This window comes from Streptomyces sp. NPDC048560 (genome assembly GCF_040650955.1).
Classification (GTDB): Bacteria; Actinomycetota; Actinomycetes; order Streptomycetales; family Streptomycetaceae; genus Streptomyces.
In genome coordinates, this window is the sequence record NZ_JBEZIJ010000005.1 from 123,552 (window position 1) to 135,979 (window position 12,428).

General features: G+C 72.6%; 11 protein-coding genes. 6 read left to right on the forward strand and 5 right to left on the reverse strand.

What is annotated here, in order from left to right; translation table 11 throughout:
• Nucleotides 1-2 precede the first annotated feature (2 nt).
• The 3 genes from AB0C82_RS15570 to AB0C82_RS15580 are packed head-to-tail and all read right to left on the reverse strand — an operon-like array spanning nucleotide 3 to nucleotide 5,002.
• Nucleotides 3-1,433 (reverse strand): MFS transporter, encoded by a 1,431-nt coding sequence (locus AB0C82_RS15570; RefSeq protein WP_362841299.1) that lies wholly within the window; start codon nucleotides 1,431-1,433, stop codon nucleotides 3-5.
• A 55-nt stretch (nucleotides 1,434-1,488) separates the two neighbouring features.
• Nucleotides 1,489-2,691 carry a lipid-transfer protein gene (locus tag AB0C82_RS15575; RefSeq protein ID WP_362841302.1) on the reverse strand — a complete coding sequence of 401 codons (1,203 nt, stop codon included), beginning with the start codon at nucleotides 2,689-2,691 and terminating at the stop codon, nucleotides 1,489-1,491.
• A 16-nt stretch (nucleotides 2,692-2,707) separates the two neighbouring features.
• Complete coding sequence (locus tag AB0C82_RS15580; RefSeq protein ID WP_362841305.1) at nucleotides 2,708-5,002, reverse strand: acyl-CoA dehydrogenase; 2,295 nt, start codon at nucleotides 5,000-5,002, stop codon at nucleotides 2,708-2,710.
• Nucleotides 5,003-5,204: 202 nt separating this feature from the next.
• Here AB0C82_RS15580 and AB0C82_RS15585 point away from each other — a divergent pair, with 202 nt between their 5' ends.
• The 5 genes from AB0C82_RS15585 to AB0C82_RS15605 all read left to right on the forward strand — a co-directional run bounded on the left by AB0C82_RS15585 (nucleotide 5,205) and on the right by AB0C82_RS15605 (nucleotide 10,559).
• A complete protein-coding gene (locus tag AB0C82_RS15585; protein ID WP_362841308.1) occupies nucleotides 5,205-6,716 on the forward strand; it encodes an MFS transporter in 1,512 nt (503 codons plus the stop codon).
• 178 nt (nucleotides 6,717-6,894) lie between these two features.
• Entirely contained in the window at nucleotides 6,895-7,482 is a 588-nt protein-coding gene (locus AB0C82_RS15590) for a class I SAM-dependent methyltransferase (RefSeq protein ID WP_362842058.1), read from the forward strand.
• A gap of 22 nt (nucleotides 7,483-7,504) precedes the next feature.
• Entirely contained in the window at nucleotides 7,505-8,401 is an 897-nt protein-coding gene (locus tag AB0C82_RS15595) for an N-acetylmuramoyl-L-alanine amidase (protein WP_362841310.1), read from the forward strand.
• 186 nt (nucleotides 8,402-8,587) lie between these two features.
• On the forward strand, nucleotides 8,588-9,439 hold the full coding sequence (locus AB0C82_RS15600; RefSeq protein ID WP_362841312.1) for a hypothetical protein: 852 nt from the start codon (nucleotides 8,588-8,590) through the stop codon (nucleotides 9,437-9,439).
• Between the two features lie 109 nt (nucleotides 9,440-9,548).
• Complete coding sequence (locus AB0C82_RS15605; protein WP_362841314.1) at nucleotides 9,549-10,559, forward strand: LLM class F420-dependent oxidoreductase; 1,011 nt, start codon at nucleotides 9,549-9,551, stop codon at nucleotides 10,557-10,559.
• Nucleotides 10,560-10,582: 23 nt separating this feature from the next.
• On the opposite strand, the gene AB0C82_RS15610 is transcribed toward AB0C82_RS15605, so the two are convergent.
• On the reverse strand, nucleotides 10,583-11,368 hold the full coding sequence (locus tag AB0C82_RS15610) for a maleylpyruvate isomerase family mycothiol-dependent enzyme (RefSeq protein WP_362841316.1): 786 nt from the start codon (nucleotides 11,366-11,368) through the stop codon (nucleotides 10,583-10,585).
• Between the two features lie 40 nt (nucleotides 11,369-11,408).
• Nucleotides 11,409-11,981 (reverse strand): hypothetical protein, encoded by a 573-nt coding sequence (locus tag AB0C82_RS15615; RefSeq protein ID WP_362841318.1) that lies wholly within the window; start codon nucleotides 11,979-11,981, stop codon nucleotides 11,409-11,411.
• A 139-nt stretch (nucleotides 11,982-12,120) separates the two neighbouring features.
• On the opposite strand from AB0C82_RS15615, the gene AB0C82_RS15620 reads away from it, so the two are divergent.
• Complete coding sequence (locus tag AB0C82_RS15620) at nucleotides 12,121-12,414, forward strand: hypothetical protein (protein WP_362841320.1); 294 nt, start codon at nucleotides 12,121-12,123, stop codon at nucleotides 12,412-12,414.
• Nucleotides 12,415-12,428: the final 14 nt, after the last annotated feature.

The following is a 12,428-nucleotide window of genomic DNA, read 5'->3' on the forward strand; positions in this document are numbered from 1 at the left end:
TCTCAACGCTTCCGGGGCCGGTGGCTCGGCAGCCACAGGAGCATGAGCACCACCCCGGCGAGCAGCACCGCGCAGGCGGCCCGGAAGGCCAGGGCGTAGCCGGCGGTGATCTCGGCCGTCGCCGTGGAGCCTCCGGTGCGGGCGGCGGCGACGGTGGACAGTACGGCGAGGCCGAGCGCGCCGCCCATCGTGCGTGAGGTGTTGACCAGTCCTGAGACGAGTCCGGCGTCCCCCGGCTCCGCGCCCGATGTGGCGAGGGTGGCCAGTGGGGTGGAGGCGAGGCCCGCGCCGCCCATCATCAGGAGGCCGGGGAGGCAGATCGCGGTGAGGTACGAGCCGTCGACGCTCATCGTCGACTGCCAGCCGAAGCCCGCGGCGGTGATCAGCACGCCGATCACGGCCAGGCTCTTCGCGCCCGTGCGCATCATGAGGCGTGGGGCGAGTTTGGAGCCGATGACGACGGCAGCGGACGTGGGCATCAGGGCGAGTCCGGCCTGGAGCGGGCTGTACCCGAGCACGTTCTGCGCGTATATCGTCACGAAGTACCACATGCAGAGCGTCGCGGACCCCATCATGAACATGGCCACGTTCGCCGATGACACCGCCCGCACGCCGAGCACCCGCAGAGGCATCAGCGGGGCCGCAGTCCGGGCCTCGACCAGGACGAACACGGCGAGCAGGGCGAGCCCGGACAGCAGGGGCACGAGGGTGGCGGCGGCGGTCCAGCCTTCCGCCTCGGTCTGCGCGATGCCGTACGCGACCGTGGCGAGGCCGGCCGTGACGAGGACGGCGCCGGGCAGGTCGACGCGCCGCCGGACACCCGCCCGGCCCTCGGCGAGCTTGAGCGTGGCGCCGATGAGGACGAGGGCGCCGATGGGCACGTTGATCAGCAGCACCCAGCGCCAGGACAGGGCTTCGGTGAGCGCCCCGCCGATCAGCCCGCCTGCCGCGCCGCCGCCGGCGCCGACAGCCATCCAGGTGCCGATGGCCCTGGTCCTGGCGGGGCCGTCGGGGACGGCGGCGGTGAGGATGGTGAGGGTGGCCGGGGACAGCACGGCGGCGCCGAGCCCCTGTGCCGCGCGGGCGGCGAGCAACTGCCAGCCCTCCTGGGCGAGTCCGCCGGCCAGCGATGCGGCGGTGAACATGCCGAGCCCGACGAGGAACATCCGCTTACGGCCGTATATGTCGGCCGCTCGTCCGCCGAGGAGCAGGAATCCGGCGAACGCGATCGCGTAGGCGTTGATGACCCATTGGAGCGCGGCGGCGCTCAGCGCCAGGTCGGTGCGCATGGACGGCAGGGCGACGTTGACGACGGACATGTCGAGGACGACGAGGAACTGGCCGGTGCAGGCGGCGAGCACCACGGCCCACGTGCTGGTGGCTCTTCGGGCGGGTATGCGCGTGGGTGTCGAGACGTCAGCCATGGGTGTCATGGTCCCAGGCGGCCGGTGGTCCGTACATCGGTTTGCGGGCCCGGCCGGACTCGGTCTAGCGGCGTAGGACCGTGATGACGGCGGCACCGCCCAGTCCGATGTTGTGGGCGAGCCCGGTGCGTGCGCCGGGGACCTGGCGGGCGCCTGCCTCGCCCCGTAACTGCCAGGTCAGTTCGGCGACCTGTGCGAGGCCCGTGGCACCGAGGGGATGGCCCTTGGAGATCAGACCGCCGGAGGGGTTGACGACCCATCGGCCGCCGTACGTGGTGGCCCCGGACTCGACGAGCTTGCCGGACTCGCCCTCCGCGCACAGGCCGAGGGCCTCGTACGTGAGGAGTTCGTTGATGGAGAAGCAGTCGTGCAGCTCGATGACGTCGAGGTCCGCGGCGCTGAGCCCCGAGGCCGCGTAGACCTGCTCGGCGGCGGCCCGGGACATGGGTGCACCGACCGCGTCGACGCACGTCCCGGACGCGAAGGAGTCGCCGGTGTCGGTGGTCATGGCCTGGGCGGCGATCTCGACGGCCCTGTGCCCCAGTCCGTGCCGCTCGACGAAGCGTTCCGAAACGACGACGGCGGCGGCGGAGCCGTCCGACGTGGGTGAGCACTGGAGCTTGGTGAGGGGCCGGTGGACGGTCCGGGCGGCGAGGACCTCCTCGACGGTGTACGGATCCTGGAACTGGGCGTAGGGGTTGTTCACCGAGTGCCGGTGGTTCTTGGCCCCGACAGCGGCGAGCTGCGCCGGCGTCGTCCCGTACCGCTCCATGTGCTCGCGCGCCGCGTCGCCGAAGATCTGGGCGGTGGGCGGGGACATCTCGAAGCCGTGGGCGGCGGCCATGATCCCGTAGTGCCGGGCGACCGGCGAGGTCGCGAAGTCCGCGGCGCCGCCGTCCGCTCCCCCGCCGCCGAGCGAGCCGCGCGTCATCTTCTCGAAGCCGAGGGCGAGTACGCAGTCGGCGTGGCCGCCCTCGACGAACTGGCGGGCCATCATCAGCGCGGTGGCGCCGGTCGCGCAGTTGTTGTTGACGTTGTAGACGGGCACCCCCGTCAGGCCGAGTTCGTAGACGGCGCGCTGACCCGCGGTGGAGGGCTGGAAGCAGTAGCCGACGGGGACCTGCTCGACCTGCTCGTACCGGATGCCCGCGTCGTCGAGCGCCTTGGTGCCTGCCTCCTGGGCCATGTCCCAGTACTGCCAGTCGCGGGTCTCCGGCTTCTCGAACCTCGTCATCCCGACGCCGGCGATGTAGGCCTTCGTGGTCATGGGCGGGTACGTCCCTTCAGTCACGCGGGAGGCCGAGGATGCGCTCGGCGACGACGTTGAGCTGGACCTGCGTGGTGCCGCCCGCGATGGTCAGGCAGCGCGACATCAGGAAGCCGTGCACGGCCCGCCGCGCCGCTCCCTCGCCGGTCGCGCCCGCGGGACCCAGGAGTTCCAGGGTGAGTTCGGCGACCTTCTGCTGGTGGGTGGTCTGCACGAGCTTGCGCACGGAGGCGCCGGCGCCGGGCTCCAGGCCCGAGACCTGCTGGAGCGTGGTCCGCAGTCCGATGCACGCCAGGGCGTGGGCCTCGGCGACGAGCGCGCCGAGGCGGCCGCGGGCCGCTCCGTCGAGTCCGGCGGCGCGGGCGATCAGTGCTTCGAGTCCGGAGTCGAAGGTCATCTGGTCGGCCATGTGGACGCGTTCGTTGCCCAGGGTGTTGCGGGCGACCCGCCAGCCGTCGTCCACCTCGCCGACGACGGCGTCGGCGGGCAGGAGCACGTCGTCGAAGTACACCTCGTTGAAGAGGGAGTCCCCGGTGATCTCCTTCAGCGGCCGGATGTCGATGCCCCGGGCGGTCCTCATGTCCACCAGGAAGTAGGTGAGACCCCGGTGCCTGGGCGCTTCGGGGTCCGTGCGGGCGAGCAGGATGCCGTAGTCGGCGGACCTGGCGGCGCTCGTCCAGACCTTCTGGCCGGTGACGCGCCAGCCCTCCTCGGTCCGTACGGCCCTGGTACGCAGCGAGGCGAGGTCGGACCCGGCGTCGGGCTCGGAGAAGAGCTGGCACCAGAGGAGTTCGCCCCGCAGGGTCGGCATCAGGAAGCGCTCCTGCTGGGCCTTGGTTCCGTACGCGAGAAGGGAGGGCACCACCCAGGTGGCGATCCCGAGGTCGCTGACCTTGATGCCCTGAGCCTTCAACTCCTGCTGTACGGCGAGCTGCTGCACGGGTCCGGCGCCGAGCCCGTACGGGGCGGGAAGGTAAGGGGCGGCATAGCCGGACGGGGCGAGGGCGCGGCGGGCCGCCCGGGGGTCGAGGCCGCGGGCGGCTGCGACGGCCTGCCGGGCCCCGGCCCGGTGACCGGCCGCCTCGGCGGGGAGTTCCAGGGTGAGTTCGCGGCGGGCGCCGCCCTCGGCGAGCCGGACGGCGCGGAGCCGGTGGGCGTCCGCGGCACCGAGCAGCTGGCGGGCGACCACGGCGCGGCGCAGCTGGAGGTGGGCGTCGTGTTCCCAGGTGAAGCCGATGCCGCCGAGGATCTGGATGCAGTCCTTGGCGCAGCTGTACGCGGCGTCGAGCGCGGTGGCGGCCGCGAGTGCGGCGGTCAGCCCTCGTACGCCGGGGGCCTCGGGCGGTGTCCCGTCGGCGGCCCGGGCGGCGTCCCAGGTGAGGGCACGGGCCTGTTCGAGCCGGACGAGCATGTCGGCGCAGAGGTGCTTGACGGCCTGGAACCGTCCGATGGGGCGGCCGAACTGTTCGCGGACCTTGGCGTGTTCGGTGGCCGTACGCAGGGACAGGGCGGCGGTGCCGCAGGCGTCGGCGGCCAGGAGGACGGCCGCGATGTCGCGGACGGATGCCGTGTCGGTGGCGACGAGCCGGTGGGCGGGGACGCGGACTCCCGTCGCATGCACCTCGGCGGTGGGGCGCGTCGGATCGACGCTGCGGTGCGGGCGTACGGTCAGCCCGTCCGCGGTGGCGTCCACGGCGAACCACAGGGTGCCGGCGGCCGAGGTCGCGGCGAGCAGCAGCAGATCGGCCTCGGCGCCGCCGAGGACGGGCGGGGCCACGCCTTCGAGGAGATGGCCGCCCTCGGTCTCCACCGCGGCGAGCGTTCCGGCGCCGAGTGCCGCGGCTCCGACGAGGTCTCCGGCCGCGAGCGCCTCGACGAGCCCCGCGAGGCCCCCGGGGTCCACGACGCCCGCCCTGTCCTCGGCGTCCGTCCGGCCCACGACGTCCGCCCGGTCCTCCACGTCCGCCGGGCCCGGGGCGTTCCCACGGCTCCGGATGTCCGCCCGGTGCAGGATCGCCGAGGTCAGGACGGAGGCCGTGTACGGGCCGGGGAGCGAGGCGTGCGCCGCCTCTTCCAGGACCACGGCGAGGTCGAGGAGGGCGCCGCCCCCTCCCCCGTACTCCTCGGGCAGGTGGACGCCCAGGAGCCCCTGCCCGGCCAGCGCGTCCCAGTGCGCGGGCCGGGTGCCCGGGACCCACGGGTGTTGCACGTCCAGGAGTGCCCGCGCCTCCTGGGGCGGGACGGCGCGGGCCAGGCCGCCCCGTACGGCCCGCGCCAGGGCGCGGTGCTCTTCGGTGATGCCGATACCCATGCGGTTCCTCGCCGGTCGCAGCCACTGGAACGGCGCAAGAGTAGAACACGTTCCATTCCGAAGGAAGGCCGGAAGGCCGCTCGTTCCGATCCGCCAGGGGTTCGCGTCCGTTCACCGGAATACCCCGGGCGCACTGAAGCGTTCACGATGCACGCACTTGGGGGGAGCCCGGGTGGTTGACCGCTGCCCGGAGGCCGCACGTATGCGACGGACGACGAACGAACAGCTCGCCGGGGACCTCCCCGATCCGGGGAGGAGCAGGGCGGGCCGGGGGATCGTCCCCGTCCTGGCCTTCGCGGGCATCACCGTCGCGGTGATGCAGACCCTGCTCGTCCCCGTCATCAAGGACCTCCCCGCCCTCCTCGACACCACACCGTCGAACGCCACCTGGGTGATGACCGCGACGTTGCTGGCGGGGGCCGTGTCCACGCCCATCATGGGGCGGCTCGGCGACCTCTACGGCAAGAGGCGGATGCTGCTCGCCAGCCTCGCCGTGATGGTCCTCGGTTCGCTGGTCTGCGCCTTCACCGACGATCTCGTCGTGATGATCGTCGGCCGGGCCCTCCAGGGCTTCGCCATGGGCGCCATACCGCTCGGCATCGGGATCATGCGCGACGAGCTGCCGCGCGAGCGCCTCGGCTCGGCGATGGGGCTGATGAGTTCGTCGATCGGCGTGGGCGGAGGACTCGCCCTGCCCGCCGCCGCGCTGATCGCCCAGCACACGGACTGGCACGCGCTCTTCCTCGGATCGGCCGGGCTCGGCGTGGTCGCCATGGTGCTCACCGTCCTGGTCGTGCCCGAGCCTCCGCTGCGCGCGCCCGGAAGCTTCGACGTCATCGGCGCGCTAGGACTCTCGCTCGGGCTGGTCTGCCTGCTGCTCCCCGTCACGAAGGGCAGCGACTGGGGCTGGACCTCTCCCACCACTCTCGGACTGATCGGCGCGTCCCTGCTGATCCTCGTCCTGTGGGGCCTGTTCGAACTGCGCACCCCCGCGCCGCTCGTCGATCTGCGCACCACGGTCCGGCGCGAGGTGCTGCTCACCAACCTCGCATCGATCATGCTGGGCGTCGCCTTCTACGCCGTCTCGCTGGTCCTGCCGCAGCTGCTCCAGCTGCCCGCGTCGACCGGCTACGGGCTGGGACAGTCGATGGTCACGGCGGGGCTGTGCGTCGCGCCGCTGGGCCTGACGATGATGTTCGTGGCCCCGGTGTACGCCCGCATCTCGGTCCGCCGCGGACCGAAGGCGACCCTGATGCTCGGGATGCTGGTCATGGCGATCGGGTACGGGGCCGGGCTGGGCCTGATGAGCGCCGCGTGGCAGACCGTGGTGATCGCGGTCGTGCTCGGGGCCGGTATCGGGCTCGCGTACTCCTCGCTGCCCGCGCTCATCATCGGCGCGGTCGATCCGTCGGAGACGGGCGCGGCCAACGGGCTCAACACTCTGATGCGGTCGATCGGCACCTCGGTGTCGAGCGCGGTGATCGGCATGGTGCTGGCGAACACCTCGGTGGCGATGGGGCCGGTCCAGGTGCCCAGCATGGAGGGGTTCCGGATCTCGTTCGTCATCGCGACGGGAGCCGTGCTGGTCGGTCTGGTGCTGGCCGCGTGCCTGCCCGCCCAGCGGCCGCCGCGGCCGGTGCTGCTGGCGAGCAGCGCGGACGACGCGCTCGCCACGGCCTCCGCGGAGCCGGCCTCCGCCCCCACCCGGGCCTGACACCGGGTGCGGATGCGCGCCCCCCGCCGTCCTCCTCGGCCGGGGCGTGCGGCACGATGGGGCGCCGTCGATCGCCCGACCCACCAGGAGGAACGCCGTGGCCGCCGAGCCCGCCGTCGAGCCCGCCGCCCGGCCCGAGCCGGAGATCCTTGCCGCGTTCGAGGCGGCCAAGGGCTTCATGCCGGTACGCGAAGGACTCGCCCTGTACGCGGCGGCGGCCGACGCCGCCACGCTCGGGCTCCCGCTCCTGGAGGTGGGCACCTACTGCGGGCGCTCCACGATCCTGCTCGCGGACGCCGCCCGCTCTGCGGGGGTCACCGCGCTCACCGTCGACCACCACCGGGGCAGCGAGGAGCAGCAGCCGGGCTGGGAGTACCACGACCCGAGCGTCGTCGACCCCGAGGTCGGCCTGATGGACACGCTCCCCACCTTCCGGCGCACCCTGCGCGGGGCCGGTCTGGAGGAGCACGTCGTGGCGCTCGTCGGCAGGTCGCCCCAGGTGGCGGCGGTCTGGGGCGGGAAGCTCGGCTTCGTCTTCATCGACGGCGGCCACACCGACGAGCACGCGAACGGCGACTACGAGGGCTGGGCGCCGCACGTAGCCGACGGCGGGCTCCTGGTGATCCACGACGTGTTCCCCGACCCCGCGGACGGCGGCCAGGCCCCGTACCGCGTTCATCAGCGGGCGCTGGCCTCCGGCGCGTTCACCGAGATCTCGGTGACGGACTCGCTGCGCGTCCTGCGGCGCACGGGGCCGGGAATCTGAGCCGCCCGGATAGGGTCGCCGCGTGCCGTACGACGACAGAACTCCCCCCACCCGCCACGGCCGGCCCGTGCTCGTCGCCGCCGCCGTGGTCTCCCTGTCCCTGACCCTCGCGGGGTGCGGAGGCGGCGGCAGCGCCGGCGTGACGCAGCCACGTCCCGGCAGCAGCGCGGGGACAGCCGCGCCTTCCACGCCGGCCGCCACGACACCGACGGGCACCCCCTCGTCGGCGAAGCCCCTGGCGGACGGGCCACTGACCGGCAAGACCGTGGTGATCGACCCAGGGCACAACCCCCGCAACCGTGACCACGCCCGCGAGATCAACCGCAAGGTGGACATCGGCACGGGCCTCAAGGAGTGCGACACCACCGGGACCGCGACCGACGCCGGTTACGCGGAAGCGCAGTTCACACGCGACGTCTCGCACCGGCTGCGCACCCTGCTGGAGTCGCAGGGCGCGAAGGTCGTACTGACGCACGACGACGACCGCCCCTTCGGCCCGTGCATCGACGAGCGGGCCCGGACCGGCAACGCGGCCGGGGCCGACGCGGTCGTCTCCGTCCACGCGGACGGTTCGGCGGCCGGCAACCGCGGGTTCCACGTGATCCTCCCCGGACGGGTGAGCGACGGCGCCGCGGACACCACGAAAATCGTCGGACCCTCGCGCGAACTCGGCATCCGTATCGCCGCACAGTTCCACCGCGTCACCGGAAGCGCGCCTTCCAATTACGTCGGCGACAACACAGGTATCGACACCCGCAAGGATCTCGGCGGACTGAATCTGTCGACCGTGCCGAAGGTCTTCGTCGAATGCGGCAATATGCGTGATCCGAAGGACGCGGCCCTGCTCACGAGCGCGGAATGGCGCCAGAAGGCGGCCCGTGGCATTGCCGACGGCATCAGCGGCTACCTCAACGGGTAAGACACGCACGGGTCTGCGAAGGAATTGGGCGGATAACAGCCCAAGGTCCGGGGCGGGGCACAACCCGGCCGGGCAGACGATAGATTCATCCGTACGATGGGGAGCCGCCCCGAGCTTCGCGCCGTACCCGCCGAACAGGCGGCATCGACGACCGCCCCGACGAGACGACCGACTAAGGACCTTCACGTGAATATCCGCTCCCTCACTCGAGGCGACGGGGTGGTGATCGGAGCAGCGGTGGTGCTGTTCATCGCCTCTTTCCTCGACCTCTCCGGCTTCGACTGCCCTGCGGGCGTCAACTGTTCCAGCTTCGACAGCCCGAACGCCTGGGACTCGCTCTCGTTCCTGATGAGCATCTTCCTCGCCGGTGTCATCGGCGCGGCGCTGGTGGTCGTGGGCCGTTCCATGCCGGGCCGCAAGGTCGTGGGGCTGGACCTCGGTCAGTTCGGTGTCGCGTTCACCGTCTTCTCCCTGTGGGCGGCGTTCTGGACGACCATCGACGCCACCGACGCGGGCGCCGGCCTGATCCTCGGCCTTCTCGCGACCATCGTGCTGGCGGCCGGTGCGATCGCCACCCCGATGGTTCCGGCCCTCAAGGCCCCGCTGATGGGCGCCCCGCGTCCGGCGCAGCAGGGTGTGCAGGCGCCGTACGGTGCGCAGCAGCAGCAGCCCGGCCAGGGCTACGGCTACCCCGGCGCCCAGCAGCAGCCCTACGGCACGCAGCAGGGTCAGCCCCAGCCGTACGGCGCGCAGCCCGGTCAGGCCGACCCGGCCCAGGCGCACGCCATGCAGGCCCCGCAGGCGCAGCAGTCCCCGCAGGACGCGGGAGCGCCGGCCGGCGACTTCACCCCGTTCTGGTTCGCCGTCCCGGTGGCCCGTCCCCTGTACGGCGAGGACGGTTCTCCGAACCCGATCGCCGAACTGGCTCCGGGCACCTGGTACCTCGCGGTCGAGCAGCGCGGTCCGGGCCTCATCGCCCAGACGCAGGACGGCCGTCGTGGAGTCCTCCAGGACACCACGGGCATCCAGCGCGGCTGATCCGGACACATACCTCGCGGCCCCTCGCCCTTCCGGGCGGGGGGCCGTTGTCGTACAGTCCCTCGCATCGTTACCTGACGCACCGTCATATAGGGCCGGAGGGACGGACATGCGACTCGGACTCGCTCTCGGATACTGGGGCCGCGGCCCGAATCCCGGCCACCTCGCCCTGGCCCGCAGCGCCGAGGACCTCGGCTACGACTCCGTGTGGACGGCGGAGGCCTGGGGCTCCGACGCGTTCACCCCGCTGACGTGGATCGCGGCCCACACCTCCCGTATCCGGCTCGGCACCGCGCTCGCGCAGATGGCGGCCCGCACGCCCACCGCGACGGCCATGCACGCGCTGACCCTCGACCATCTCTCGGGCGGCCGGATGATGCTGGGGCTCGGCCTGTCCGGACCCCAGGTGGTGGAGGGCTGGTACGGGCGGCCGTTCCCCAGCAGCCCGCTGACCGCGACCCGCGAGTACGTCGAGGTGATCCGGCAGGTACTGGCACGGGAAGGGCCCGTCCGGCTCGCGGGACGCTTCCACTCCCTTCCGTACGCCGGCCAGGACGGCACCGGGCTGGGCAGACCCCTGAAGCCGATCACCCACCCGCTGCGCGCCCGGCTCCCCCTGCTGCTCGGCGCGGAGGGCCCGAAGAACGTCGCCCAGACGACCAGGATCGCGGACGGCTGGCTCCCGCTGTACTGGTCGCCCACCCGCCCCGAGGTGTACGACGTGAGGACCGCCGACCTCCCCGAGGGGTTCATGGTCGCGCCGATGGCACGGGCCCAGGTGTGCGAGGACGTGGCCGACGGCCTGTTGCCGGTGAAGGCGATGCTGGGGTTCTACATCGGCGGCATGGGGCACACGACCCGCAACTTCCACGCGGACCTGATGGCCAGGATGGGATACGAGGAGGAGGCCCGCCGCATCCAACGGCTGTTCCAGGAGGGCCGCAGGGAGGAGGCGGTGCTCGCGGTGCCGGACGCCTTCGCCGACGAGATCTCCTTGGTCGGCCCGCGCGAACGGATCGCGGAGCGGCTGGAGTTGTGGCGCGGTGGCCCGGTGACCGACCTCCTGGTCACAGCACCGGACCCGCACACGCTCCGGGTCCTGGCGGAGCTCAACTCCTGACCCGGCGGGTCCGGCGGCCCTGCTCAGCCGAAAGACGCGCGCTCCAGCCAGAAGTCGAGCAGCTCCGCGTCCCCCAGCAGTTCCACCCGGGTGCTGGTGGGGCTCAGCCGGCGGTGGAAGACGAGCATGAGGTCGGTGAGCGTGCCGCGCACGGCGACCGTCGCCTTAGCGTGGGCGTGGGTCCAGGTGAAGGCGTCGTCCCCGAAGGTGATCAGCCATTCGGCGCCGGGTACGTCGGTGGCGTGGAGGTGCAGGGAGCGTCCCGCGCCGCGCAGTTCGGCGGCTTCCGGATCACCGTCGCGCTGGGCGGCGGCGACGAGCTCCAGCCACTCCTCGACGGTGTCGGCCGCCAGCTCGGGGGCCACCTCGTAGGCGGCCTGTGCGGCGAGGGCGGCGTCCGCACGGTGCACGACGGTCTCGTGCGCCATGCGCCGGGCCCAGAACGCCGGCCGCTGATCCGTCGCCCAGCTCCAGACCTCCGCGTCGGGGCCCGCCTCGCGCAGGGCTGCCACAAGGCCTTCGGCCCCCTCGGCGAGCCAGGCGTCCAGCGCTCCGGGCTCCTCGCCCTCCGGTCCCGCGATGCCCGGCACCCGTTCGTCGGGGACGTCCTCGGTGGCCCGGGTGCCGACGATCTCGGCACACCAGCGGTGGGCGCCGCCGACGTGGACGGCCAGGTCGCCGAGACTCCACTCGGGGCAGGTGGGGACCCGCGCGGTGAGGTCCGCGTCCTTGAGCACCGCTCGCAGGGCGTCGGTCTGGACCAGGATCTCGTCGCAGTAGCGGTCGTACGGGAGCAGGGGGAGGGTCATGTCCGCACCTTAGTGCGGGCGTTGCGGGGGTGACACGCGGTTATCCGCTCAGATCGGAGGTGGAGGGGATCTTGTTCCGCACCTCGGCGCCGGCACTCGCGCCCGCTTCCTTGATGCTGTTGATGACGCTCTCGAAGGTGCTGATGTCACCGGCCCCCGCCTCGCCGTCGCGGAGCTTGGTTCCCAGCCCCTTGAGCGAGTCGATGGCGGCCGTCAGGGGCGCGACGGCCTTCGAGAGGAGGGGGTCACCCTTGGCGTTCTCGGCCGCCGCCTTCAGCCGGTTGTACGCGAACCCGCCGGCGAGCCCCGCCTTGACGAGGGCGAACGTGCGGCCGTCCGCACCCTTCTTGAAGGAACCCGCGCGGTACGGCTTCACGATCCACTGGTACGTCGCACCGGCCGCCAGCCCCGCGTTGGCCACGAACCGGGTCTTGGCGAGCTTCTGCTTCGCGACGGAGGCGGAGGGGCTCGGGCTCGCGCTCGGGCTGCCGCTCGACGCGGTGCTCGTGGAGTCGTCGCCGTCCCCGCACCCGGTGGCGCTCACCAGCACGGCGCAGGACAGCAGCAACGCCAGGGCAAGGCGGTGGACGGAACGGGGGCGGGGGCGGGGCACGGCGGGCCTCCTGACCGGGGCTTCCACGGGGAGCGCACGGCGCTCGGCACTCCAGGTCAGGTTCGCCCGGCGGGAGCGCGGCCGCCATCCGGAGGGGCCGTCCGGGTTTCACCCCGCGTAAAACGGCAATCCGCAGTCCATGTCTCCCAGAACCGGCACAGGAAGCAGTACCGCCGCACGTGTCATAGCCGCCGTGGCCGACGTCATGGCCTTCATCATCGGCTTGTGGATTCTGATGTACCTGCTCGACGCCAACCCGGGCAACGAACTGGTCGAGTTCGTCCGTGAGGCCGCCAGGTGGCTGGCCGGCTGGTCGTACGACCTGTTCACCTTCGACGCCGAGTGGGCCCGGGTGGTCGCCGGATACGGCCTCGCCGCCGCCGTGTACCTCCTCATCGGCCACGCCGCGGCGGGCCGTGTCCGCCGCCTCTGAGTGATCAGCGAGCG

Bases quoted from the DNA above. Each gene is read 5' to 3' on its own strand.
- AB0C82_RS15570 (WP_362841299.1), bottom strand. From the start codon at position 1,433: ATGACACCCATGGCTGACGTCTCGACACCCACGCGCATACCCGCCCGA.
- AB0C82_RS15575 (WP_362841302.1), bottom strand. From the start codon at position 2,691: ATGACCACGAAGGCCTACATCGCCGGCGTCGGGATGACGAGGTTCGAG.
- AB0C82_RS15580 (WP_362841305.1), bottom strand. From the start codon at position 5,002: ATGGGTATCGGCATCACCGAAGAGCACCGCGCCCTGGCGCGGGCCGTA.
- AB0C82_RS15585 (WP_362841308.1), top strand. From the start codon at position 5,205: ATGCGACGGACGACGAACGAACAGCTCGCCGGGGACCTCCCCGATCCG.
- AB0C82_RS15590 (WP_362842058.1), top strand. From the start codon at position 6,895: ATGCCGGTACGCGAAGGACTCGCCCTGTACGCGGCGGCGGCCGACGCC.
- AB0C82_RS15605 (WP_362841314.1), top strand. From the start codon at position 9,549: ATGCGACTCGGACTCGCTCTCGGATACTGGGGCCGCGGCCCGAATCCC.
- AB0C82_RS15610 (WP_362841316.1), bottom strand. From the start codon at position 11,368: ATGACCCTCCCCCTGCTCCCGTACGACCGCTACTGCGACGAGATCCTG.
- AB0C82_RS15620 (WP_362841320.1), top strand. From the start codon at position 12,121: ATGTCTCCCAGAACCGGCACAGGAAGCAGTACCGCCGCACGTGTCATA.